Below are 25,908 nucleotides of genomic sequence, written 5' to 3'. Positions count from 1 at the left end.
CTAATTAATTACTTTTGTATTGTTAGCGATTTCTTTTGTAGTACTATTGTCTTTTACAGTTTCGATCTGAGCCGTATTTTCTTTTGGCTTTTCTGCTTCATCTCCTCCTGTTAACATGCCTCCAAAACTCATAAATCCGATAGCCATTAATCCCGTAATGATAAAGGTAATTCCTAAACCTCTTAATGGTGGTGGCACATCCGAGTATCTGATTTTTTCACGAATAGCTGCGATGGCTAAGATCGCCAAGAACCATCCAATTCCTGATCCTACGCCATAAGTAGTCGCCAATCCTAAGGTAGCAATTTCTCTTGATTGCATGAATAATGAACCTCCTAAGATGGCACAGTTTACCGCAATTAGTGGTAAAAATATTCCCAAAGAGTTGTAGAGTGACGGAGAGAACTTTTCTACAATGATTTCTACCAATTGTACCATGGTTGCAATGGTTGCAATGAACATGATAAACGATAAGAAACTTAAATCGTAGTCAGCATATTCTGCGCCCAACCAAGTTAAAGCACCAGGTTGCAAGATGTATTGGTCTAGCAACCAGTTTAACGGTACTGTGATGGCTAATACGAAGATTACCGCAGCTCCCAATCCAACAGCAGTCGTTACTTTTTTAGATACCGCTAAGTACGAACACATTCCTAAGAACGTTGCAAATACCATGTTATCTATGAATATTGATTTGAAAAATAATTCTATATGTTCCATATATTTTAGTATTGAGTTTTGAGTTGTTAGTATTGAGAAGTCTCAATTCTCATGTCTAATAGCTCACTACTATTTTTTAGTCTTCGATTAAAGCTCTGTTTCTTGAACGTTGTATCCAAATAATAATTCCTACTACGATTAATGCCATTGGAGATAACAACATGAATCCGTTATTTTCATATCCAAATGCATATAATCCTGTTTTTGCTACTGGATCTCCGAGTATTTGGATTCCTAATAATGTTCCAGAACCTAGCAATTCTCTAAAGAATCCTACAATAATTAAGATAACTGCATAACCAAGTGCGTTTCCAATTCCGTCTAAAAATGATCTCCAAGGTCCATTTCCTAAAGCAAATGCTTCAAATCGTCCCATAATGATACAGTTTGTAATGATCAAACCTACGAAAGCTCCCAACGTTTTACTCAATTCGTACGCATAGGCTTTTAGTACTTGATCTACAATAATTACTAGTGTTGCCACTACAATTAGCTGTACAATGATTCGAATTTTTGAAGGAATGATGTTTCGCATCAAAGATATTACGACGTTTCCAACTCCCATTACAAATAGTACGGAGATAGACATTACAATCGATGCTTCTAATTCTGCTGTAATTGCCAATGCAGAGCAGATTCCCAATACTTGAATTGTGATTGGGTTATTGTCCGTTAATGGATCTAATATTAACTTACTATCTTTTGCCATGGCTTATCCTCTATTTTTTAAGTTCTTAAAATATGGCACGTACAACCTTAAATCTTTTTTGATCATGGCTGAAATTCCGTCACCTGTAATAGTTGCTCCTGCAATCGCATCAACTTCGTAATCTTCTTTGTCTTTATTCGTAGGGTCAGCGTTTGTTTTTGAAACTGTAATTCCTTTGAAACTTCCTGAATCTGTTAATAAATGTTCTCCAGAGAAATCATCCATAAAGTAACGCTGCTTGATGTTAGCTCCTAGTCCTGGTGTTTCTCCTTTGTGATCGAAGTATACACCCTGAACTACCATATTTTCGTCCATAGCAATGTATCCCCAAATGGCATCCCAAAGTCCTTTTCCTCTAATGGGTGCGATGTAGAATTTCTTTCCATCTTTTTCACCTACAAATAAAGGCAGTCTTCTGGACTTCCCTGCTTTTGCTCTGGTTTGCTCTTTTTTAACATCGATTAAATACGCTTGATCGTCTGTTTTTACTTCTCCATCTTCAATAACAAGTTGCTCTTTGATGTATTGTTGAAATAATTTTGGAGCATCTTGTGTAGAAACAAACGTTGCACTTCCTGGTTCGTTGTTGTTAACGCCCATAGCATACAAGATGTTTTGTTGCTTTTCCAAACGCTCATTTTCTGCGATCATCGGTCTGAATGTAGAAGCTAAATACGCAAGTATTGCTCCCACTACCAACACCATTCCAATGGCGAATATAACGGTATATGAATTTTTATCTGTTCTTTTTTCCATCGTTAAGCTGTTTTTACTTTTAGACGTTTCATTCTTTTCTTCACATTCGATTGAACCACGTAGTGATCAATGGTTGGTGCGAATACATTCATTAACAATATTGCTAAGAATACACCTTCTGGATATGCTGGATTGAACACACGAATCATAATCGAAATGAAACCAATTAAGAACCCGTAAATCCATTTTCCTTTGTTTGTTTGCGAAGCAGTTACTGGATCTGTTGCCATGTAAACCGCTCCAAACAAGATACTTCCTATAATTAAATGTTGCCAGAAAGGAACACTCATTAATCCGTAAAATTTACTCGATTCTCCGATAATTCCTGCATCTACAACGCCGTTGAAAATTAATCCCATCACTAAGGCACCAATTACAGTACTTAGCATGATTCTCCAACTTCCAATTTTGGTAAAGATTAAGAATAAGGCACCAAAGATGATTAAGAATTTAGACGTTTCTCCAATAGATCCTGGAATTAATCCCCAAAACATATCTGAATACGAATATAAATCTGCAGCTCTATCTCCATACGTAGTTACAATGTCTGTTCCTCCGTTGGTTCCTGCTATAGTGAGTTCTTGTCCTGCTTTTGCGTAGTATCCTAGTACAGTTTCTCCTGAAATAGCATCGACATTTTGTCCTGCAGCAATTAGTTGATCTCTTTCAACAGCTTCACTCACCCATACTTTGTCTCCCGACATCCATGTTGGATAGGCGAAGAATAGAAAGGCTCTGATGGTTAATGCTGGATTTAAGATGTTCATTCCTGTTCCACCGAAAACTTCTTTCCCGATGACAACACCGAAAATAACCGCTACAGACAACATCCATAATGGAATATCAACTGGAACAATTAATGGTACTAACATTCCCGTTACTAAGTATCCTTCTTCTACTTCGTGTCCTTTGATGACCGCGAATAAGAATTCTACTGCCAATCCGACACCATAAGAAACAATTACTAAAGGCAATACTTTCCATGCACCGTGAATTAAGTTATCAAACGTCCAAAATGTACTTCCTAAGAATCCATTAGACGCTTCAATTTCACCCAATCCTAAATAGTGTTGGTATCCTGCATTGAAAATTCCAAAGATTAAACATGGAACCAATGCAAGAATAACAGTGTTCATCGTACGCTTTAAATCGTCAGCCGCTTTTACATGCGTTCCGTTGTGCGTAGTTTCGTTAGGCAAGTATAAAAATGTGTGCAATGCATTGAATGCAGGCGCCATTTTTTTCCCTTTATACTTTTCTTTTAAATTGTGTAATTTGTCTTTTAAGCTCATAGCTCTATCCTATTTCTTTAAGCATTAAATCTAAACCTTCTCTGATAATTTTTTGATGTGGTTGTTTTGACACACATACAAATTCTGTCAATGCAAAATCTTCTGGAGCTACTTCATACATTCCTAAAGCTTCCATTTCGTCTAAATCTGAATACATACATGCTTTCAACGTTTGCATTGGATAAATATCTAACGGGAATACTTGCTCAAAAGTTCCTGTAGTCACAAATGCTCTGTGCTCTCCGTTTGTATTGGTGTTGAGATCGTATTTTTTGTTTGGCTTTAACCATGAAAATGTAAATGCTCTCGACACACTCACCTTATCAAAAATAGGCTTGTTCCATCCGAAGAATTCGTAGTCGTCTCCTTCTGGAATCGCTGTGATTTGGTTGTCATAGAAACCGATATTGCCTTCTGCACTTTCCTGCTTTCCTGACAATGGATTTCCACTAATGACTCTCGTGTTATCTAAATTGATATTGTCTGCTACCAAATCTTTAATGTTGGCACCAGCAATAGCAGTTACATACTGTGGTTTTGTTATTTGTGAACCAGTGATCGCGATGGTGCGTGTAGCATTAAACTTTCCTGAAAGCAACACTTCACCGATAATCACTAGGTCTTTGGCAGCTACTGTCCATACAACTTCTCCTTTGTTTACAGGATCAATTTTATTGATATGCGTTCCAACATTTCCTGCTGGATGCGGACCAGAAACGGTATGAGAAGAAGTTCCTGCTACATTTGCCAAAGGAGAATTGCCTCCTTTTTTTGTAACAACATGAACGCTTCCTTCAGTAAGTTTGGTTAATGCTGTCAAAGCTGCAGTCAATTCTGCTTCTTTTCCTGCTAAGGTATATTCCAAATCTGCTGCTAACGGCGCACTGTCATGTCCAGAAACAAAAATTGCTTTTGGCGATTTTGCTGGATCTGCAATGACATCATACGGACGTTGCTTGATGAAAGGCCAACAACCTGCAGCAAGCAAGTGTTTTTTAACCTCATCACCAGACATTTTTGCAGCATCTTTCTTTCCAAAATCATGATGTGTCTGTGTGGCATCTGCTAAAATTCTAATCTCTAAAATTTTACGTTTTGCTCCACGAACAATCTCTGAAATTTCTCCACTTACAGGAGATGGAAATAGTAATGCTTCGTCTAATTTGGAATGGAAAAGTGCCTGACCGGCTTTAACTTTATGACCGACTTTCACCAACATTTTAGGAATGATACTGTGAAAATCTTCGGGCTTTATCGCATAATAACTACTTGCTTTTGCAGCTACTGTAGTTTTTTCTGCTTCGCCAACAAGCTTAATATCTAAGCCTTTTTTTATGCGAATGTCTTTTGACATAGTTATGAATTTTTTATCTAAAAATCGTGCAAATTTAAACATTTATAGCCTCATCTAAAAGCCAATATAGAACTATAAAATTTATTTATACTCATTCTAAATTAAGTGTTTTTAAGGATGTTTTGCCGCTGCCTACAGGCGTTCTGCGTTTAGGCATGCATTTTGCGTATCTTTGTAGAAAATTGAAACGAATGACAGTACGCACCTTTAGTATTTTTTTAACACTTTTACTCTGTAGCTTATGTTTACACGCACAAAGAGAACCACTTGTAGAAGTTGAACCTCCATATTTTATTAAAAGTATTGATCTTATTGGAACGAATCAAGGTGATCAATTTCCATTACTACAACTTGGAGAACCGTTAAGAGTTACTTTTGATGATATTAATGGCGATGAAGCGGACTATTATTATAAGATTGTACATTGCAATTATGATTGGACACCTTCCAATCTCGCAAAAGCACAATATATGCGCGGTATGGACAACCAACGCATTATTAATTATGAAAATTCGTTCAATACGTTACAATTATATTCCAATTACCGATTGACGATTCCAAATCAGTTTACAACCTTATTGTTGACAGGAAATTACATGCTTTCTATTTATGACGATGAAGACGAATTGATGTTTTCCCGCAGATTTATTGTGTATGAAAACTCCATTGGCGTGGGCGCCGCAGTACATAGAACGCGCGATTTGAGTACGATAGAAGAAGATCAATTGATTCAATTTGAAATTAATGCTTCCAGTTTACGCCTTCGCAATCCTGAACGTGAATTGAAAGTTGCCATTTTACAGAATTATGATTGGAAAACTGCCATTTACAACATTACACCGCAATACACCTTAGGAACACGATTTGTGTATCGCTACAACACGGAAACAAGTTTTCCTGGCGGAAATGAATACCTTAATTTTGAAAATAAAGAAATCCGTGGTGGTAATGTAAGTGTTGCCAGCATTGAATTACGCGATTTATATCATAATTATTTACATACCGATATTACGCGTGCAGGACAGGAATACACGTTTAATCCTGATATTAATGGTGATTTTTTAGTGAATACTATCGTAGGAACCGATCCGTCAATTGAAGCCGATTATGCGTTTATTCACTTTTCATTGCAGAATTTTATGGACTTAACAGGAAGTAAAGTGTATGTTGTTGGGCGATTTAACAATCATGCAATTAGTGAAGAAAATCAACTATTTTTCAATCCTGAAACAGACATGTATGAAGCACAATTACTGCTAAAACAAGGATTTTACAATTATAAATATGTAGTCGTAAATGAAAAAGGCGAAGTAGATTCCTCTAAAATTAGCGGTTCTAATTTTGAAACTGAAAACGACTATTTAATAGTAGTGTACTTTAGAAGATTTGGAGAAATTTACGATCGTGTGATTGGTATTGGCACAACCAATTCAACAGTAATTAAAAACTAAAAAAAGCTGTTTTTCCTATAAAATCGTTAAAATTTTAACGACTTGTAAGATCATAGCTATAAAATTTGTATTTTTGATTATACCTCGATTTAAAAAAGATGTAATTAAAAATAGTGCAAACGAATTAACTACAAACAATGATTCAACAGGTTACGAGAGGCATAAAGATTTCCGTAGAGACGAGTTTTGAAGGTACATTCTTCAAAAACTACAAGATGCATTTTGCTTTTGGGTATCAAATTACCATAGAGAATCAGAGCAAAGATTCAGTACAATTAACGTCCAGACATTGGCAAATTTTTGATGCTTTAAATAGTGTTGAAATTGTAGATGGCGAAGGTGTAATTGGAAAAAAACCTGTACTTAAACCTGGAGAATCACACACCTATCAATCGGGTTGCCTCTTAGCTTCTCCTATTGGAGCCATGCGCGGACATTATAATATGGTGAATTTCACTACTACAAAGAAATTCCGAGTTTTTATTCCTACGTTTAAGCTGAGTGCTCCTTTTGCACTGAATTGATTTGCATTTCGACTTCGCTCAATGCGCCTACTTTTAGAATTTCAAACTATAAAAATTAGCACTAATACGGCTGATTAGCTATTAGATTTCTTCAAAGACTTTTTGATAATACATTTTATTGAGTGTAGCTGAAAATACAATTTTCTTTTTTTAATACATAAATAACGTAAACTAAAATCTTATACCTATTTTACTGTAAGATGCGACTAAAGAAGCGAAGTTGCTTTGGCATTGTAGAACGCTGATAATGTTTTGCATAGCCTTAGCTACGGAAAATAATCGCAAGGAAATAGAATGCTGAATGAACGAGTTTATAAACATCATTTTATGTGTAAATTGGTATAAGACAACACTAGTTTTCAAAAGAGTTCCAAAAAAACCTTGAATCGTTGATTTTTTAAATTTTTGAATTGACAAAAGCGATCTTAAAGCAAGAGTGTCTAAATTTGTGCATTTGTGACAAAGAACTCTTGAAATATAAAGGCAATATGCATATACCGTTTCAAACAAAAAGCAGTTTTAAAAAGAAACAGATTGCCGCGTCATGCTTCCTTGCAAGGACGTTTCAAAGAATTCTAAAGTTTTAAATAAGTCTAAGAGCGAAAGTGCGTCTAAGTTATCATTCAAAATCCAACACATTTTCCGCTTTAATCAAATACTGCAACGCTCCAATTTTTTTATACATTTTATTGAAAAAGATACGCTGCTCCTTTTTCCCTGCGGCAGATAATAGTTTGGAGTTTCGCATTTGTCGTTGCAAATGTTTGTCCACTTGCAACAATGTTTCCGTATCGCTGGTTTTGTAATACGAAAGAATTGTATACGGAACAAACAAGGTTTTGATAACAGGCGTTTTTACCAATACTGTATTGTTCATCAATAACAATTCGTTGTAATACAATTGATAGTGGTCATCATTGGCAACTTTCAACTCTATCGCTTCAATCAAAGTGCGCAAATCATTGCACAATTGCAACGCCATCACTTCTGACAATAAGGTAGATTTGTAATAAAAGTGAATTTGCTTCAACGTACTATTAATCGTGGTAATATCCCAAATTTCGGTGACTTTTAAATTCGCATACAACTCGCCCAAACTAGAAGCTGCAGCGACTAATGAAACCGATGGCGCAAAGTTGTCAAACGAAAGTACATGTTGATCTTCACTCAACAATTGCAACCAAACATATATTTTAAATCGCGATAGCACATTATCCGAAGACGTGTAAAATATTGGCAAATCCTTGGCGGAATAAATGATCTCAGAACCTTTCATTGCCAAAATCTGTTGTAAATTTTCATGAGAAGCCTTAAAATATTGCTCTAAATCTTCTTGCGTTGAAATAATCTGCGTTTTTTCAACCGCAACTACATTTTGCAACCCAATTTCATATAACTGATCAATAGAAAAATTAAAATAACGTGATAATTTGATAGCTTCTTCGAGTGACAATTTGCTTTTCAAACTTGTACGTCGGTGCGCGGCATCATAACTAATGTCTAACACCTCCGCAACTGTATCGTTTAAGGAAGTATTTTTCGGTAACGCTTCTTTAATTTTGGAGAGAAAAAACTCTTGCATCTGATTTGTGATTTTCACAAAAATAAAGATTCTACTTTACTAAATCGCTCTAAACACTTGTAGTTTCAGCAAAAAGACACAAATAACATCATTCACTTCCCACTATTTCTTCTGATTCATAATACGCCATTGCCATCTTCTTCACTTTTTTCGTGTTTCCATTTGTGCTTACTAAAGCAATAATCAAAAACAAAATAAAAGCAACAATGTGATATACAATCCATCGCGGTTCTTCTGTTCCTGACGGTTTGTAATATGCAAAAGCACAGGAAGCCAAATAGACAAGTCCATAAATAATCGAATTCATCAACGCAATCGGATTTCTTTGCAGCATTTTTTTAACACCAATTTGACCGTACGACATCAAATTTTTTCCCACAATTTTATTGATAGCAAACTCCAAATACTGCTTGTATCCTTGCAACACAATCGTGCGTTGATATTGATACAAAATTCCACTTAAAATAATCAACACTAAAAACGGCAAAAACTGAATGTACAACTTTGTTCCGCCACCAGTTGTCACAGATTGATCAATCAACTTAACACCTTCTACTAAAAAAAGAACATAACCGCCAGCCAGCGCTAACGAACCTTGTGTATACAAAAACTGACTTCCCACAAACTTCTCAATTTTAGCATTCGTAATTTCGTATTCTTTCAGTAAAACGTCCAATTTGCTTTTCTCCAATTCAGAAATATCATTTTTGTGTATGTGTTGCATCTTTTTGTATTGTGAATGGTTGTGTGAGTAAATATACTATTTTACAAATGCTTGTTGAAAATTATTTTATTTCAAGTTGATTTTTCTTTTAAGACTATAGATTTTTCTTGCCTTCTACATAAAAACTGTGTACACTTCACACCTTTGAACACATTCAAAATCAATAAAAAACTAGAAAAACATGGAGAAATTATAGCTGTTCATAAGGAGCATTTTTTTTGTATCTTTGCGGCTCGAATTCAAAACATAACTCAATTAAAAATATCACCTATGGGAAAAGGATTTTTTCAAGTTCCAACAGCCATTAATGAACCCGTAAAATCGTATGCTCTAGGAAGTCCTGAAAGAGCTGCGGTTGTGGCACAATACGAAGCCTATTTTAACGGAAACGTAGATGTACCAATGTACATCGGTAGCGAGGAAGTTAAAACAGGAAACACCAACACAATGTCGCCTCCGCATGATCATCAACATGTTGTAGGAACGTATCATTTAGCTGAAAAAGCACATGTAACAAAAGCGATTGAAAGTGCTTTGGAAGCTAGAAAAAAATGGGCTCAATTGACATGGGAACAACGCGCAGCTATCTTTTTAAAAGCTGCTGAATTGATCGCTGGACCTTACAGAGCAAAGATTAATGCTTCTACGATGATTGCGCAATCAAAAACGGTACACCAAGCAGAAATTGATGCAGCTTGTGAGTTGATTGACTTTTTACGTTTCAACGTAGAATTTATGTCGCAAATTTATGAAGAGCAACCAGATTCAGCAGAAGGAATTTGGAATCGTGTAGAATACAGACCATTGGAAGGATTTGTATACGCAATTACTCCTTTTAACTTTACGGCAATTGCTGCCAACTTGCCTGCAAGTGCTGCAATGATGGGGAACACGGTTGTTTGGAAACCAAGTGACAGTCAAATTTTCTCTGCCAAAGTAATTGTAGATATTTTTAAAGAAGCTGGTGTGCCAGATGGCGTTATCAACGTTGTGTATGGCGATCCCGTAATGATTACAGACACCATTTTGGAAAGTCCAGACTTTGCCGGAGTGCATTTTACAGGTTCTACGTATGTATTTAAAGAGTTGTGGAAGAAAATTGGAAACAACATTCACACCTACAAAACCTATCCAAAAATTGTAGGTGAAACTGGTGGAAAAGATTTCATCATTGCGCATCCAAGTGCAAACCCGAAACAAGTTGCGACAGGAATTTCTCGTGGTGCTTATGAATTTCAAGGACAAAAATGTAGTGCCGCTTCCAGAGCATATTTACCAAAATCAATTGCTGATGAAGTACTAAACTATGTAAAGGAAGATATTGCTTCTTTCAAAATGGGGTCGCCTGCTGATTTAGGAAACTTTATTACAGCGGTAATTCATGAAGGTTCATTTGATAAATTAGCAAAATACATCGATCAAGCAAAAACGGATGCAAATGCAGAAATTATTGCTGGTGGAAACTATGACAAATCGAAAGGATATTTTATTGAACCCACTTTAATTGTAACCACAGATCCAAAGTATACCACCATGGAAACTGAGTTGTTTGGTCCTGTGATGACTGTTTATGTTTATGACGATGCAGATTGGTCAGACACGTTAAAGTTAGTTGATGAAACTTCTGAATATGCATTAACGGGCGCTGTATTTTCTGGAGATCGTTATGCGATTGATGAAGCTACAAAAGCCTTGGAAAACTGTGCTGGAAACTTCTACGTAAACGACAAACCAACTGGAGCAGTTGTAGGACAGCAACCATTTGGTGGTGCCAGAGCTTCGGGAACCAATGATAAAGCAGGTTCTGCACAAAACTTATTGCGTTGGGTTTCTCCACGATTAATCAAAGAAACGTTCGTAACACCAACAGATTATAGATATCCGTTTTTAGGATAATATACCATATATAATATATAGAAAAGCTGAAGATAAACTCTTCAGCTTTTTTTATTCTTTATGCTATTGTTATTGATGGTAAAATCAGTTTACAGATTTAACATGGTCCAAAAAAAGTACAACATACCCAGTATCCATCTTCGTCTTGATGCCATAAATCACTAAGTGCTCCTCCTTTTAATTGCTCTACCTTAAAATTTGAAACTACGTTCTTGTTTAAACTAATTTTTTTTAATGACTTTTTTTTCATGATAATAAGTTTTGTGGTTAATAACAACTAAATGTAACTAATAACTCACATTTTCCCCTACGGTTTTACCATAATTATTCCAATTCTACTATAAAAAGTGAAGTTGCTTTGGCATAATAGAACACTGCGAATTTTTTGCATCTCATAGTAAAATTCGTATTAACTTACATTCAGCGCATAAATGTCACAAAAAAAAACAGCTCCGTAGAGCTGCTTTTATATAAAGAATTAAAATAATTCTAGCTAATTATAATTGAGTATTAGTTAAAGTCTTTGTCTACTCCTGTGTGACCTCCGTTAGATGCTACAATCTCAAAGTTATCACCAATGATCATTGCTACAACAGATATCTCATTTCGATCAAGAATACTAGCTGGGATAGGAACATTAAATACTTGCGTATACTTTTGACCTGCACCAGTATTTCCTGCAGGGATAGCATCTCCAAGCACAGCTGTAAGTGAACTTCTTAATGTATGATTGTGTGTGAAACCATCTGCTTCCGTAAGTGGATTAACACCTCCATAGTAACTTGTACCGTTTATTTGAGGAGCATCAATTCCACTTTCAAGAACATATACTGCTAATTTAGCGTTTGGCATAGCTTGTGCAAATGCTGCACTCACATATACTTGCAAGTTGTCTCCAACTACTAATGAGTTTACAGATAACCCTCTAGATGTTGTTCCAGTAGCTAAGTTAGTAACTTGAGCAACATTGTCTGGCTCTGGGAATGCCCAGTCGATAGTACCATTAAGTACAGCTGTTGGGAAAGTTCCCGCAGGATTCACTTGGTTCACTAAAGCTATACTAGCTGGGTTTTCCATCACATCACCTCCACCGCTATGCGCAGCAATAATAAATGCTTTATCTGTAGCATCTTCAACTAATTCAATTCCGTAAGATACTCTAGGGCAAAATTGACACCATGTTCCAGTTGCATCTATAATATTAACTGTTTTTTGAAAGGTTCCTGGTGCAGTTTCTTCACCTACAGTTACTGAAACAGCATCAGACACGATTTCTCCAATTGAAGCTGTAGCTGAAAGCGTTCCCATACTAGTTGCCATAAATCTGTTTCCATCAATAGCTGTTCCATCAACAGATACTATAGCACTGTTTGTAACATCATACTCATCATTTAAAGCATTTGTTCCAAAAACAGTAAAATCAGCGGTATCTCCTACTTTGATGTTGTCTGCTGAAGACTCTACACGTAATGCAAGGATTACTGGTGGAGTTACTTCAAGATTAATTGTAGCACTCGTCAATCCATCATACGTAGCTTTTATTTGATAGCCTCCAGTTGCTGTTGGCGTATATTCATTTCCTTGAATAGAACTATTGTTCACTAAAACAGTAGCTTCTGTCGTTACATTTGATCCATCATTTCCAGTTACGGTAAAAGTTACAGAATCTCCAATTTCGAAAGAAAGTTGACTTGCAGTGATTGTAATTGAAGTGAGTCCTGATGTACCTCCAGAACCTCCATCTCCAGAGTCTCCGTCAGAATCACTACTACATGAGTACGTAAATAGTGCCGCTACAACAAGTAGGCATTGAAAAATGTTTTTTGTTTTCATAAGACTTTTTTTTGTTTATTAAAGTTTGGTTTATGGTATAATGGCGACTAATTTATATTAAATTTTTGTTAAAAAAAAGAAAAATCTAATAAACAGTAAATCAATTAAATAACCTATAACTTATATAGAGAATGTGGAGAAAATGTTAAAATTGATTTATTTTATTTTTCTTGCTTTTTTAACGTTAGCTTTTATATATTTACAGCATTCTCACTATTAAACTAAAAAATATGAAGTCAATTATGGGTATTGTTAGCATATTCTTAATGCTTACAATACAGGCAAATGCTCAAAAAAAAATTCCGAATATTACGGTTAAAAATTTAGATGGTAGCTCATTAAACATGAATGAAATTACCAAAGAAAAAGGCGTAAAAATCCTTAGCTTTTGGGCAACTTGGTGCGTACCATGTATAAACGAACTAGATGCTATAAATGACGTATATGAAGATTGGAAAGATGAAACGAATGTTGAACTGATCGCCATTGCCACTGATGATGCTAGAACTAAAAAAAGAATTAAGCCACTAATTAACGGTAAAGGTTGGGAATATAAAGTTCTCTTAGATGAAAATCAAGACCTACAACGCGCATTAAATATTACTACGATTCCACACGTGATTGTAATTAAGGATGGAGAAATTGTATTTCGCCACACAGGCTACTTTCCTGGCGCAGAAGACCAATTGTATGATGTTGTAAAGAAAAACGCCAAATAACACCGCTATTTACACATCAGCCTAACACTAAACTAACTAACTTTAACTTACATGAAGAAATTATTATGCTTGTCTTTTGTATTGATATGTGCTGTAGGATTTGCACAAAATACAGAAGATGAAGATAAAAAAAACTGGGGAACCCTTACTGGTGGATTTGAATCCATTGTACAATGGTACAATGACGATACGGGTCTTGGAAAATTCGCCGAAGACGAACACGTACGATCTAATAATTACCTAAAATTAGATTATAATTACGGAAATTGGTTTGCAGGAATTCAAGTAGAATCATACGCGCCAATGCCTTTACTAAACTATTCCCCAAAATTAGATGATTCAGGCATTGCACAATATTATGCAATGTATAAAACTAAAAAACTGGAAGTAACCGCAGGTTATTTTTATGAGCAGTTTGGAAGCGGACTTATTTTACGTGGATGGGAAAACAGACCACTAGGTATCAATAACTCTTTTAGAGGTGGACGTGTAAAGTACGAACCATCAAACGCGTTATCATTTACAGGAATGTATGCAAGACAACGAGATGGTTTTGAAGTGTCAGAAGGTGAAATTTTTGGATTTAATTCTGAAATTGATCTTACAAATGTATTCAAATTAGAAACTTCATCACTCTCTGCTGGATTTAGCTATGTTGGGAGAAAAGAAGATATTCCTGAAGAATTTCAAAATACTGGCTTTGATGAAATGACGAATGCCTTTTCTGCACGACTTGATTATTCAGGAAACTCATTTTATTCTGGAATAGAATTTATTACTAAAAGTAAAGATGCCGTTGTAAATACACAACGATATATAGCTAATTTTGTAGAACCTGGAAATGGACTTTTACTAAACTTTGGATATTCTCAAAAAGGATTAGGAATCGATGTAACATTAAGAAGACTGGAAAACATGAGTTTCTTCTCTGAAAGGGAAGCTTCTGGAAATGTATTCAATGAAAATATCATGAATTATTTACCAGGATTGACAAAACAACACGATTATTTATTGACAAATATATACGTGTATCAAGCACAACCTACTATTTCAGTTCCAGATCCTTCTTTATTAAAGTATGGAGAAATTGGAGGGCAGATTGATGTTTTTTACAACTTTAAAAAAGGAACGCCACTTGGAGGAAAGTACGGGACAAAAATCGCAGTAAATGCTGCGTATTGGGCTGGATTAAGAGGAGATTTTAATTTTACCGATCGAAAAGCCGAAATAGATTATTTTGGTTTTGGTACAAAGTATTTTTCTGAGTATAGTTTAGAAGTGCGTAAAAAATGGAATCGCAAATGGCAAAGTATATTTTACTATGTAAATCAATATTACAACGAACGCTATATCGTAGACAAAATTGGTGTCGTAAATTCTAATATTGGTGTCGTAGAAACCACATACCGAATCAACTCTAGAAGATCGGTTCGTGTTGAATTGCAACATTTATGGACACCAGACGACATGAAAAACTGGGCTGGAGCTACCCTAGAATTTAATGTAAACCCAAGATTATCATTTTACCTAAATGACATTTACAATTACGGAAACGATGATCCAGATGATCAAATTCACTATTACAATGTTGGAGGTAGTTACGCCAGAGGTGCTACTCGTATAGGACTTAACTACGGAAGACAACGAGGCGGATTGATTTGTGTTGGTGGTGTTTGTCGTTTTGTACCAGAAAGCACTGGACTTACCGTCAACATAACAACCGCATTTTAAAAAAAACTTTCAATAACCAAACCAACCAACTAACTACGAAAAATCCCTTATGAATTATTGCATAAGGGATTTTAATTTAAGGTTTATACTTTAATGGAAGGTGCACTACTTTTTTAGTTTCAAAAAAATCTTCTTCAAAATAATCGGGAATATCATACAACGTTGCTTTTGGAAAACCGTTCAATTCTTCGGTTAAGTCGCCACCTTTCAAATACAAAATTCCGTTTTTAAGTTCGTGTCGCTGTTTTTTAGCTACTTTTTTACGAACCCATTTTACAAAATCGGGCATATTGGTAACTGCTCTACTGACAATAAAATCAAACTCGCCTTTCACTTTCTCGGCACGCAAATGATGCGCAGAAACATTCGTCAATCCAATACTTTCGGCAACAGCTTGTACCACTTTGATCTTCTTACCAATGGCATCAACCAGTACAAATTTGACCTCTGGAAATAAAATTGCCAGCGGAATTCCAGGAAATCCGCCACCTGTACCAACATCGAGTATTTTGGAACCAGCCACAAACGGTTGCACTTTCGCAATTGCCAATCCGTGCAACACATGGCGTAGGTACAATTCGTCAATATCTTTTCGTGAAATCACATTAATTTGTGCATTCCATTTTTTATATAAAGCTTCCAACTGTTCAAACTGTGCGGCTTGAACTTCTGTTATATCTGTAAAGTATTTTTGTATAATTCTCATATCTGGAACAAAACTACTCTTTATTTACGATTTAGTAAATTTATTGTTTTCAAATTGCGATATTTGCAATATATTGTAGTCGTAATTTGAAATCATTCTAAAGATTAAAGTTTCCTCCATTATGCAAAAAAATATTGATAAAGAGATTAAAGAAGCGCTGAAAAACTGGAGATCAATCATAGCCAAATACAGAAAGAAAAATACAAAAATTGCTATCGGACAAATGGCATCTTCCTTTTTGCCTTTTATTGCCGTGTGGGTTTTAATGTATTTTACGCTTAAATTTTCGTTAACCCTAACCATTTTACTAGGAATTTTAAATGCCTTCTTTTTAGTGCGAATTTTCATTATTCAGCACGATTGCGGACACGGTTCCTTTATTAAATCGCAGAAAGCAAGTGATATTATTGGCTATGTGTGTAGTGTATTTAGTTTTTTACCTTACAAATATTGGTCGGTAACACATACGTTCCATCACGGACACAACGGACAGCTAGAAACGAGACAAATCGGCGATATGCCAACCTTAACGGTAGAAGAATTCCGCGCGAAAAGTTGGTGGGGAAAATTCAAATACAAAATATTCAGAAGTCCGCTCGTCATTTTCGTGATTGCGCCTGCATATTACCTAATTGTAACTACGAAATATCCGTTCTTACAATTTAACAAATGGCAAAAAACTACGTTATTACTGTTAAAAGATAACCTCATCATCATCATTCCATACTTAATTATTGGGTATTTAGTAGGTTGGGCAAACTTCTTTGCGGTGCAATTCATCATTCTATTTTTCTTCGGAATCATTGCATTTTGGTTCTTCTACATTCAGCATCAACATGAGTTTTCCTATAAAAAGTGGAAAAAGGATTGGGACTTTTTACTGTCTGCTATCAAAGGAAGTACGTATTTAAAACTACCAAGAGTGATGGAATGGTTTACGGGACATATTGGCATTCACCACATTCATCATTTAAACAGTCGAATTCCAAATTACAACCTAAAAAAGTGTATCCAAGAAAATAAAATCTTATCAAAATACGTAACAACTTTATCGTTTAAAGACGGACTAAAAATGATGTTTTTAAAACTTTGGGATGAAGAACAACAACGTATGATTTCGTTTAGAGAGTTTTATAAACTTGAAAAAATGCGTCTTGCTAACTAAAAAATAGCATCACTTACAAAAAGTCTACTTTCCGTAGGCTTTTTTTGATTTCTGTAACAATCTACACAGAATTTATGAGGATTTTCTAAAAACTAAAACACATTCCAAAAAACGAAACAATTAGTCGCTGCTTTGTTTCTTCTTAAATTTTAAAATACCTAATTTCGCAACGTTCAGCATTATAAAAATATAACAACACACAACCATGTCATTATTATCTGAAAGAGTTTTAAACATGTCTACTTCTGCCACCTTGGCAATGGCAGCAAAAGCAAGAGAGCTACGAAATGAAGGAAAAAACATTATCGGTTTAAGCCTGGGCGAACCTGATTTCAACACACCCGAATTTGTAAAAGAAGCAGCTATTCAAGCGATTAACGACAATTACAATAGCTACACTCCTGTAGATGGCTATGCGGATTTGAAAGAAGCCATTATCAATAAGTTTAAGCGTGATAATAAGTTAACCTATACACCAAGTCAAATTGTGGTTTCTACAGGCGCAAAGCAATCGTTAGCTAACACAGCGATGGTTTTATTAAACGATGGCGACGAAGTAATTCTTCCTGCGCCATTTTGGGTAAGTTATAGTGACATTGTAAAATTAGCAGAAGGCGTGCCTGTACAAGTAGCAACTTCCATAGAAACTGATTTCAAAATGACACCTGAACAGTTAGAAGCTGCCATTACGCCAAAAACGAAAATGATTTGGTTCAGTTCGCCATGCAACCCAAGTGGTTCTGTATATAGCGAAGCAGAATTAAGAGCGTTGGCGCAAGTGTTGGAAAAGCATCCGAATATCTATGTAGTCGCTGATGAAATTTACGAACATATCAACTTTACTAGTGAACATTTCAGCATTGCAAGAATTCCATCTATGTACGACCGTACAATTACAGTAAATGGTGTCTCAAAAGCGTTTGCGATGACAGGTTGGCGAATTGGATATATCGGTGCGCCTGAAAAAATAGCCAGAGCTTGCAATAAAATTCAAGGACAAGTTACAAGTGGTGCCAATTGTATTGCGCAACGTGCTACTATTGCTGCGTTAGAAGCTACGAAAGATAAAATTCAATACATGATGGACGAATTTTTAAAACGTAGAGATATCGTCTTAGGATTGCTCGGAGAAATTGAAGGATTCAAACTCAACATTCCTGAAGGTGCTTTTTATGTATTTCCAGATGTTTCTTCCTTCTTCGGAAAAACATTGCGCGGAAAAACAATCAACAATGCCACTGACTTTTCAACGTATTTATTGGAAGAAGCATTAGTTGCTACGGTTACAGGAGAAGCCTTCGGAAATCCAAACTGTATTCGTATTTCGTATGCGGCTTCGGAAGCAGAATTACGTGCTGCGATTAAGCAAATTAAAGAAGTATTACAATAAAATAAATGCTACACAATCACTAAAAGCTGTTTTCTTCGGGAAGCAGCTTTTTTTTGTTTTGTATGATGAGTTCGTTTATTTTAAAGTTTCAGAAAAAACTCTTTCATAGCATTTCTCGATACAATTTTTCTGCGAAAAATCACTCGAAATGACGCTTAAGTATTGTAAGAGTCCAAGCGAAGCGATCCAAAAGCGAAGCGATCCAAAAGCGAAGCGATCCAAAAGCGTTCACACTGAGCCTGTCGAAGTGAAGCGATCAAAAATCAAAAAAGCCAAAAAATGTGTGATAAAGACATCTTTTGGCTCGGTTGAGATTAACTAAATAATATTAAGTATTAAAAGTGAAATGGTCAATATTGCACCACTAAACATGATAATGGTGTTTGGAAACTTTCGTTCGTAACGCCAGAAAAACTCTTTAATTCCGAAGAATAAAAATGTATTAAAGGCATAAAAAATCACAATGCAATACGTGAGGTCTATTCCGAATAGCGTACGTGCAGGCGTAGCTTCTACCGCAACATCTGTATTGGTAAAAATGGTAATCACCGTACTTGTAAGCAAAATAACGGTCGCTAACCAGCAGAATTCCAAGAAATTAAACTTTCTAAGCATTGTTTTTTAACTTTTGTTTCACATTTGTAAATATCCATAAAACCTGTGAGCTGTGAAAGGGGTTTTTTCCCCTTTTTTACTGGAAAACCCTTTAAGAAAGTATGTACACGTTTCTAAAATCTTTAAAAAAGTCCTGTTTTGAAGCAATATTTTTAATAAGATTTCTATATAAAAACATAAAAAAACCGTTTCAACATGTATTGAAACGGCTTCGTACTTTTATACTAATAGCTTCAACTTATATGAAAGCGATTAGATATGCAATAACGAAAACAGATACTTTTAAAATAGTTCCCGCTGCAGGCATAAATCTGTGTTGATTGGCACGAACGTGTTGCTTTAAGCGGAACAAGGAACTTGATTCCATATTGCTAAAATTGTCTTTGATTTCTTCTTTGTAACGAGAAGTTAACATTCCTCTGTTTACAAAATTTCTAGTGGATACCGTGGGTTCCTCAGGAACCAAAAAGGTGTGTGTAAAATTTGTTGTTGTCATGATGATTGTTTTTTGATTGATTTACATAAGTATGACGGATCAACAAAAAAAATGTTACAAAAAAAATTAAAAAAAATTTAAAGCGTAGATTTTTAAAACACTGTAAACTAACGATTTCTCCAGAAAAATGGCGTCATAAGGATTAAAACCGTAAACAATTCCAATCGTCCCAAAAGCATTAAAAAAGTACACCACCATTTTCCAACAGAAGGTATAGAGTTGTAATTTTCAAGCGGATTTAAGTCACCCAATGCAGGTCCTACATTTCCTAAAGAAGATGCTGCGCCACCAATGGCAGATTCGAAATCTAAACCAACAAATCCTAAAACTAAAGCTCCAATAATAAACAACAACATATACAAAATAAAGAATCCTAAAATGTTGTAGACAATATGTTCTGAGACAGACTTGTTGTTATAACGCACAGGAATAATTGCACGCGGATGCAAAGTTCGTTTAAATTCCAACAAACCATTTTTAATCATCAACAAGTGCCGCACTACTTTTACACCTCCTGAAGTGGAACCTGCGGAACCTCCGAGAAACATTAATCCGAAGAAGAAAATGGTTAAAAAGGTCGTCCATCCTGTAAAATCGGCGGTGACAAATCCTGTGGTGGTAATGACAGCGATGACCGAAAATAAGGAATGCCGGAAGTCACTTTCCAATTCGCCCCAAACCATTGGATGATAGTCAGACGGTTCTACATTGGCTTGTGTATATACAATAAAGGTGGCAATCAATGTAAAGATGACGACAAAAATTGCGTAGACTCGGAATTCCTCATCGCGAAAAACTTTTTGGACTTTTCCTTTAAAAGCGAAATAACTCAATATAAAGTTCGTTCCTGCCAAAAACATGAATAAAATGATAATATATTGTATCATCGGGTTGTCATTCCAATACGCTATACTGGCATCTTTTGTGGAAAACCCTCCTGTTGACAAGGTACACAACGCGTGATTTATTGCATCAAAAAATGACATTCCTGCCACTTGTAATAAAATGGTCTCGGCAACTGTATATCCTACGTAAATTAGCCATAATCGTTTGGCGGTATCGGTAATTCGCGGATGTAATTTATCAGCACTTGGTCCAGGCGCTTCTGCGGCAAACAACTGCATGCCTCCTATTCCCAACAAGGGTAATATAGCAATTGCCAATACAATGATTCCCATGCCGCCAATCCAATGTGTCATGCTTCGCCAAAACAGAATTCCTTCTGGCAAACCTTCAATCTTTTCTAAAATGGTGGCTCCAGTTGTGGTGTAGCCCGACATGGTTTCGAAAAAGGCATTGGTAAATTTCGGAATGACTTTCGTAAATAAATACGGAAACGTTCCCGAAAGGGACATAAAAATCCAGCCAAAAGTTACGACAATATATCCTTCTCGCTTTTTAATTTCTTTTTTATGATCTTTTGTGGTCAGCATAAAAAGCGCACCTGCAATGATGGTTACCAATCCTGCTAAAAACAACTGAAACGTAATTCCATCTTCATACAGAAAACTGACCAAAGTTGCGACTAACATGAATCCGCCGTTGCAAATCAACAGCAATCCCATCAAGTGAAATATGATTTTATAATTTATCTTCATCACCCAAGGTTAGAGAAACATGCGTTCTACTTTGTTGATGGATTGTGGCAAACTACAGACGACAACTCTATCGCCAGATTTGATATGAAAATCGCCCAACGCGATGAGTCCTTCACCTTCCCTAATGACACCACCAATAATGGCAGATCGTGGAAAATCAAGATCCTTTATTTTTTTATCGCATACGCGTGAAGTTGGCTTTACGACAAATTCTAACAATTCAGCGTTCATATTGTTTACACGCGTCATATCCACCACGTCACCTTTACGAATGTGTCTGAAAATATTGTTTGCCGCTAATAGTTTTTTATTGATTAAGGTATCAATTCCAATAGATTGTGACAGTTGAAAGTAATCCATGTTTTCCACCAAAGCGATGGTTTTTCGAATGCTTTTCGACTTTGCTACCAAACACGACATAATGTTCGTTTCTGAGTTTCCAGTAACCGCAATAAACGCATCCATATCGTAAATTCCTTCTTCTTCCAGCAATTCTACATTGCGTCCGTCACCTTGAATAATCATAGCATTTGGCAACTGATCTGCCAGTTCGAACGCTTTTTCTTTATCTTTTTCGATCAATTTTACATTGAAACGATTTTTACAAAGATCTCTCGCCGTTTTATGTCCAATATTACTTCCGCCAAGAATCATGACGTTTTTAATGTCTTCGCGTTGTTTTCCGATCAATTTGTACAATTCTTCCACACCTTCTTTTGAGATGACAAAATATACTTGATCGCCTTCTTTAAATAAGGTATCGCCACGTGGAATGAGCGTATATTGCGTTCCAAATCGCTGAATGGCAATCGGCACAAAGTGTAATTCTGGAAAAATATTTGCAGCTTCTTTCACACTTTTGCCTACAAAAGGCGCAGTTCGTTGTAAAATAGTTCCGACCATCGTTAACGCACCATCTTCAAACTCGTAACTATCGTTAAAGGCAGATTGGTCTAACAGTAATTTTATTTCGGCAGCGGCTAATTTTTCAGGAGAAATCAATTCGTCGATTCCTAAGTCGATAAATTTTAATTCTTCTTGGTTGTCGATGAATTCCGTATTGGAAATTCGTGCAATTGTACGTTTACAACCCAATTGCTTCGCCAAAACGCATATCGTAATATTTGTTGTTTCTGAAGATGTAACGGTAATTACCAAATCTGCCGTAGCAACTCTGGCTTCTCTTAATACACTAATGGAAGTACTATCACCTTTAACGACACGAATGTCTAAATGTGCATCTGCATATTCTAAGTTTTCTTTATTACAATCTATCAAAGTAATATCTTGAGATTCGTAAGAAAGTAGTTTTGCCAAATGATATCCTACCTCACCAGCTCCCGCAATTATAATTTTCATCGAATATTCTTATTGAAAAAGTATACAAATATACGAGAAAAAAGCAATCTCTTGCTAATAGTTTAACGGAGTCTGCTAGATTTCGTGCAGATTACGTTTTGAGAGTCTTCTATTATTTGTGAAAGATTTTTGTGCTGACACGTTTTTGAATCGCTGACAAATTATAGGCATTACAACACATGTTTGATGATAGGATTAATTATATTTGCCAAAATTTCCTATATGTCAAAGAATGTAACACCGTATAAAGAGTCTGATCGTGGCAAGAAAGAACAGGTTACGGAGATGTTTGATACCATTTCGAAGAATTATGACGGATTGAACCGCGTGATTTCTTTTGGGATCGATATCAAATGGCGTAAAAAAGTTGTGCGTTTGGTGGGCGAAACCAATCCGAAAACGATTTTGGATATCGCTACCGGAACCGCCGATTTGGCGATTAATTTAGCAGAAACTAGCGCGGAACGCATTGTAGGTTTGGACATTTCGCCAGGAATGCTAGACGTTGGAAAACAAAAAATTAAAAAGAAAGCACTCCACGAAAAAATTGAAATGGTATTGGGCGATGGCGAAAAGTTACCGTTTGAAGACAATTCCTTTGATGCCATTACCGTAGCTTTTGGTGTGCGTAACTTTGAAAACTTAGAACAAGGATTGCAAGAAATTCTCAGAGTCTTAAAGCCCAAAGGAATTTTTGTCGTGTTAGAAACTTCTGTCCCTACAAAAACACCTTTCAAACAATTTTACAAATTCTATACAAAATACATATTACCATTAATTGGAAGACTGTTTTCAAAAGACAATTCTGCCTATGGATATTTATCAGAATCGGCAGCGGCTTTTCCGTATGGAGAAAATTTCAACAATATTTTACGAAAAATTGGGTTTATAGATGTGAAAGATAAACCACAAACGTTTGGTGTAGCGAGTATTTACACCGCAACAAAATAGATTTTATGAAGAAAATTTTGTTCATCATCTGTTGTTTGTTTGCGCTCCAATCTGCGCACTCTCAATTATTTAGCAAGAAAAAAGTTCGAAATGACGCAAGTGGCGGAAACGGTCAAATAGACAACAACACGCTTACTTGGGGTTATTTTTTAGGATTTAACAGTTACGATTTTAAATTTACGTATAACCAAAATTCAGATGCTATTCAGTTAAAACCTTCTACTGGTTTTAATGTTGGATTGGTGGGAGATGTAAAGTTGAATAATTATATGAACTTGCGCTTGGAACCAGGAATCTTCTTTACAACACGTAATATTGAATATCCTGCGAGTTACGGTTTGATTGATCCTGTAGATAGAGAACGTGAAATAAAATCGAGTTATGTGCACATTCCATTATTGTTAAAAATTGGAACGAAGCGAATCAACAACTTCAAGCCGTTTATTGTGGGCGGATTTTCAACGTCGATCAACTTATCGAGCAATGAAAAAAATCCTGATGACAATAGCAACAACCAATTTCGTATGAAGCAACGAACGTTTTATTATGAATTAGGTTTTGGAGTGGATTTCTATTTATACTACTTTAAATTTACGCCTTCTATTCGTGGTGTATTTGCTTTGAATGATGAATTGGTGCGCGATCAAGATCCTAACAGTCCGTGGACAAGTAATATTCAGAAAATGCAAACACGTGGGATTTTTATCAACTTTACGTTTCAGTAAATTTTTGATGTACGATTGTAGATTAACGATTTTTGATTTTTTTTCAAACGTCAGATTGAGTGAAATCTTGAAAAGATTTTGTATCGAAATCTACTGAGAAACATTAACTTTCAAAGTACTTCTCGATACTTCTTTTCTTTGGAAAAACACTCGAAGTGACGAAATTTCATTTATGATTTACGATTGTTGATTAACGATTCTTGATTTTTTTTCAAACGTCAGATTGAGTGAAATCTTGAAAAGATTTTGTATCGAAATCTACTGAGAAACATTAACTTTCAAAATACTTCTCGATACTTCTTTTCTTTGAAAAAACACTCGAAGTGATGAAATTTGATTCATGATTTACGATTGTTGATTAACGATTCTTGATTTTTTTTCAAACGTCAGATTGAGTGAAATCTTGAAAAGATTTTGTATCGAAATCTGCTAAGAAACATTAACTTTCAAAGCACTTCTCGATACTTCTTTTCTTTGAAAAAACACTCGAAGTGATGAAATTTGATTTATGATTTACGATTCTTGATTTTTTTTCAAACGTCAGATTGAGTGAAATCTTGAAAAGATTTTGTATCGAAATCTATTGAGAAGCATTAACTTTCAAAGTACTTCTCGATACTTTTTTTCTTTGAAAAAACACTCGAAGTGATGAAATTTGATTCATGATTTACGATTGTTGATTCACGATTTTCCTGATAAAATATGAAACGTCCTTGGAGGAGTTTACGACGTGGCAATCTTCTGCTATCAAAGCACCATTTTGCTATGAAACAAACAGATTACCGCACTGTCGCTCGTAAATAACGAATCAAAAAGTAAACATTGGTACATTTTCAAAGTATCAAATTGATTCATTAAAAATCTACACGCTTAAACTCATTCAGCAAAATTCCTGTTGCCATGGCTACATTTAAGCTTTCTGTTTGTTGCATGTCTCCAAAACGTGGAATCGCAATTTTTTCTGTAATCAAATTTGAAATTTCGTCAGAAACACCATTGGCTTCGTTGCCCATCACGAGAATTCCATCTTTTGGCAAATTGGCTTTGTATACATTTTCGCCATCCATAAACGCTCCAAAAACAGGTAAGTTGGTTTTTGAAAGATAGGTTGACAAATTTGTATAGAGAACGTTCACGCGTGTCAGCGAGCCCATCGTAGCTTGAATTACTTTTGGGTTGTAGCAATCAACAGTAGTTTCAGAACATACGAGTTGTTTCACGCCAAACCAATCGCACAATCGAATAATCGTGCCTAAGTTTCCAGGATCGCGAATGGCATCCAAAGCAACGATCAAACCTTCCGTTTCCGCCGCAGCGACCTCCGAAATTTTAAAAAGTGCCAAGGTTTTGTTGGGTGTTTTTAAGAAACTGATCTTTTTTAATTCCGCTTCCGAAATTAATGTTACTTTTGGGTTGAAAGCAAACAAACTTTCATCCGTAGTAAATAGTGTATCTAGTTCAAAATTAGAATTTAGAAACTCTTGAATTACCTTTTTTCCTTCCGCAACAAACAGTCCGGTTGATTTTCGGTACTTTTTTTGATGTAGACTCGTTATTATTTTTATTTGTCTTTTGCTAATCATCCAAATAGTTTAATTTTGAATTTGAAAAA

24 protein-coding genes are annotated in these 25,908 nt (G+C 35.6%); 9 read left to right on the top strand and 15 right to left on the bottom strand.

All coding sequences use genetic code 11. The features are described from left to right. From nqrE to KORDIASMS9_RS10440, 5 genes are all read right to left on the bottom strand, one after another. Complete coding sequence (gene nqrE / locus KORDIASMS9_RS10460; protein WP_114902794.1) at positions 1–720, bottom strand: NADH:ubiquinone reductase (Na(+)-transporting) subunit E; 720 nt, start codon at positions 718–720, stop codon at positions 1–3. 76 nt (positions 721–796) lie between these two features. Continuing rightward, the gene (locus tag KORDIASMS9_RS10455; protein ID WP_114902793.1) at positions 797–1,429 is read right to left on the bottom strand and encodes an NADH:ubiquinone reductase (Na(+)-transporting) subunit D; all 633 of its coding nucleotides are present in this window, start codon (positions 1,427–1,429) and stop codon (positions 797–799) included. A gap of 3 nt (positions 1,430–1,432) precedes the next feature. Further along, positions 1,433–2,185: a Na(+)-translocating NADH-quinone reductase subunit C gene (locus tag KORDIASMS9_RS10450; protein ID WP_114902792.1), complete on the bottom strand. Its 753-nt coding sequence runs from the start codon at positions 2,183–2,185 to the stop codon at positions 1,433–1,435. 2 nt (positions 2,186–2,187) lie between these two features. Beyond that, positions 2,188–3,477: an NADH:ubiquinone reductase (Na(+)-transporting) subunit B gene (locus KORDIASMS9_RS10445; protein WP_114902791.1), complete on the bottom strand. Its 1,290-nt coding sequence runs from the start codon at positions 3,475–3,477 to the stop codon at positions 2,188–2,190. 4 nt (positions 3,478–3,481) lie between these two features. Further along, on the bottom strand, positions 3,482–4,831 hold the full coding sequence (locus KORDIASMS9_RS10440; RefSeq protein WP_114905209.1) for a Na(+)-translocating NADH-quinone reductase subunit A: 1,350 nt from the start codon (positions 4,829–4,831) through the stop codon (positions 3,482–3,484). A gap of 191 nt (positions 4,832–5,022) precedes the next feature. Between KORDIASMS9_RS10440 and KORDIASMS9_RS10435 the strand changes: the two genes are divergently transcribed. Both KORDIASMS9_RS10435 and apaG read left to right on the top strand, forming a co-directional pair. Beyond that, the gene (locus KORDIASMS9_RS10435) at positions 5,023–6,282 is read left to right on the top strand and encodes a DUF5103 domain-containing protein (protein ID WP_240321171.1); all 1,260 of its coding nucleotides are present in this window, start codon (positions 5,023–5,025) and stop codon (positions 6,280–6,282) included. Between the two features lie 137 nt (positions 6,283–6,419). Further along, on the top strand, positions 6,420–6,806 hold the full coding sequence (gene apaG / locus KORDIASMS9_RS10430; RefSeq protein ID WP_114902790.1) for a Co2+/Mg2+ efflux protein ApaG: 387 nt from the start codon (positions 6,420–6,422) through the stop codon (positions 6,804–6,806). Between the two features lie 619 nt (positions 6,807–7,425). On the opposite strand, the gene KORDIASMS9_RS10425 is transcribed toward apaG, so the two are convergent. Together KORDIASMS9_RS10425 and KORDIASMS9_RS10420 are read right to left on the bottom strand one after the other, a co-directional pair. Next, positions 7,426–8,388 carry a hypothetical protein gene (locus KORDIASMS9_RS10425; protein ID WP_114902789.1) on the bottom strand — a complete coding sequence of 321 codons (963 nt, stop codon included), beginning with the start codon at positions 8,386–8,388 and terminating at the stop codon, positions 7,426–7,428. An 88-nt stretch (positions 8,389–8,476) separates the two neighbouring features. Further along, positions 8,477–9,112 carry a hypothetical protein gene (locus KORDIASMS9_RS10420; RefSeq protein WP_114902788.1) on the bottom strand — a complete coding sequence of 212 codons (636 nt, stop codon included), beginning with the start codon at positions 9,110–9,112 and terminating at the stop codon, positions 8,477–8,479. Between the two features lie 270 nt (positions 9,113–9,382). On the opposite strand from KORDIASMS9_RS10420, the gene pruA reads away from it, so the two are divergent. Continuing rightward, the gene (gene pruA, locus KORDIASMS9_RS10415; protein WP_114905207.1) at positions 9,383–11,008 is read left to right on the top strand and encodes an L-glutamate gamma-semialdehyde dehydrogenase; all 1,626 of its coding nucleotides are present in this window, start codon (positions 9,383–9,385) and stop codon (positions 11,006–11,008) included. 97 nt (positions 11,009–11,105) lie between these two features. On the opposite strand, the gene KORDIASMS9_RS23215 is transcribed toward pruA, so the two are convergent. Then, positions 11,106–11,258 (bottom strand): hypothetical protein, encoded by a 153-nt coding sequence (locus KORDIASMS9_RS23215; RefSeq protein WP_162819874.1) that lies wholly within the window; start codon positions 11,256–11,258, stop codon positions 11,106–11,108. 260 nt (positions 11,259–11,518) lie between these two features. Next, positions 11,519–12,841, bottom strand: coding sequence for an Omp28-related outer membrane protein (locus tag KORDIASMS9_RS10410; RefSeq protein ID WP_114902787.1), 1,323 nt, complete (start codon positions 12,839–12,841; stop codon positions 11,519–11,521). A 230-nt stretch (positions 12,842–13,071) separates the two neighbouring features. On the opposite strand from KORDIASMS9_RS10410, the gene KORDIASMS9_RS10405 reads away from it, so the two are divergent. Next, a complete protein-coding gene (locus KORDIASMS9_RS10405; RefSeq protein WP_240321170.1) occupies positions 13,072–13,560 on the top strand; it encodes a TlpA disulfide reductase family protein in 489 nt (162 codons plus the stop codon). A gap of 51 nt (positions 13,561–13,611) precedes the next feature. Continuing rightward, positions 13,612–15,291, top strand: coding sequence for a DUF6029 family protein (locus KORDIASMS9_RS10400; RefSeq protein WP_114902785.1), 1,680 nt, complete (start codon positions 13,612–13,614; stop codon positions 15,289–15,291). Positions 15,292–15,367: 76 nt separating this feature from the next. Here the strand turns inward: KORDIASMS9_RS10400 and rsmG are convergent, their stop codons facing one another. Continuing rightward, positions 15,368–15,997 carry a 16S rRNA (guanine(527)-N(7))-methyltransferase RsmG gene (gene rsmG, locus KORDIASMS9_RS10395; RefSeq protein WP_114902784.1) on the bottom strand — a complete coding sequence of 210 codons (630 nt, stop codon included), beginning with the start codon at positions 15,995–15,997 and terminating at the stop codon, positions 15,368–15,370. A 121-nt stretch (positions 15,998–16,118) separates the two neighbouring features. Between rsmG and KORDIASMS9_RS10390 the strand changes: the two genes are divergently transcribed. Together KORDIASMS9_RS10390 and KORDIASMS9_RS10385 are read left to right on the top strand one after the other, a co-directional pair. Then, positions 16,119–17,162, top strand: coding sequence for a fatty acid desaturase (locus tag KORDIASMS9_RS10390; protein WP_240321169.1), 1,044 nt, complete (start codon positions 16,119–16,121; stop codon positions 17,160–17,162). A gap of 205 nt (positions 17,163–17,367) precedes the next feature. Next, entirely contained in the window at positions 17,368–18,552 is a 1,185-nt protein-coding gene (locus KORDIASMS9_RS10385) for a pyridoxal phosphate-dependent aminotransferase (RefSeq protein ID WP_114902782.1), read from the top strand. 318 nt (positions 18,553–18,870) lie between these two features. Here KORDIASMS9_RS10385 and KORDIASMS9_RS10380 read toward each other — a convergent pair whose 3' ends face one another. The 4 genes from KORDIASMS9_RS10380 to trkA form a co-directional block, all read right to left on the bottom strand. Beyond that, positions 18,871–19,167: a hypothetical protein gene (locus KORDIASMS9_RS10380; protein WP_114902781.1), complete on the bottom strand. Its 297-nt coding sequence runs from the start codon at positions 19,165–19,167 to the stop codon at positions 18,871–18,873. Between the two features lie 238 nt (positions 19,168–19,405). Next, complete coding sequence (locus KORDIASMS9_RS10375; RefSeq protein WP_114902780.1) at positions 19,406–19,663, bottom strand: hypothetical protein; 258 nt, start codon at positions 19,661–19,663, stop codon at positions 19,406–19,408. Positions 19,664–19,770: 107 nt separating this feature from the next. Continuing rightward, positions 19,771–21,261 (bottom strand): TrkH family potassium uptake protein, encoded by a 1,491-nt coding sequence (locus KORDIASMS9_RS10370; RefSeq protein WP_114902779.1) that lies wholly within the window; start codon positions 21,259–21,261, stop codon positions 19,771–19,773. A 9-nt stretch (positions 21,262–21,270) separates the two neighbouring features. Further along, positions 21,271–22,620, bottom strand: a complete 1,350-nt coding sequence (gene trkA, locus KORDIASMS9_RS10365) for a Trk system potassium transporter TrkA (RefSeq protein ID WP_114902778.1) — start codon at positions 22,618–22,620, stop codon at positions 21,271–21,273. A 222-nt stretch (positions 22,621–22,842) separates the two neighbouring features. On the opposite strand from trkA, the gene ubiE reads away from it, so the two are divergent. Together ubiE and KORDIASMS9_RS10355 are read left to right on the top strand one after the other, a co-directional pair. Further along, on the top strand, positions 22,843–23,571 hold the full coding sequence (gene ubiE, locus KORDIASMS9_RS10360; protein ID WP_114905206.1) for a bifunctional demethylmenaquinone methyltransferase/2-methoxy-6-polyprenyl-1,4-benzoquinol methylase UbiE: 729 nt from the start codon (positions 22,843–22,845) through the stop codon (positions 23,569–23,571). Positions 23,572–23,576: 5 nt separating this feature from the next. Continuing rightward, positions 23,577–24,296, top strand: a complete 720-nt coding sequence (locus KORDIASMS9_RS10355; RefSeq protein WP_114902777.1) for a porin family protein — start codon at positions 23,577–23,579, stop codon at positions 24,294–24,296. An 854-nt stretch (positions 24,297–25,150) separates the two neighbouring features. Here KORDIASMS9_RS10355 and KORDIASMS9_RS10350 read toward each other — a convergent pair. Further along, positions 25,151–25,879, bottom strand: coding sequence for an RNA methyltransferase (locus tag KORDIASMS9_RS10350; RefSeq protein ID WP_114902776.1), 729 nt, complete (start codon positions 25,877–25,879; stop codon positions 25,151–25,153). Between the last annotated feature and the right edge of the window lie 29 nt (positions 25,880–25,908).

Source organism: Kordia sp. SMS9 (genome assembly GCF_003352465.1).
Classification (GTDB): domain Bacteria; phylum Bacteroidota; class Bacteroidia; order Flavobacteriales; family Flavobacteriaceae; genus Kordia.
Note: the sequence above shows the minus strand (reverse complement) of the source record. Positions and strands in the feature narration are given on the sequence as shown.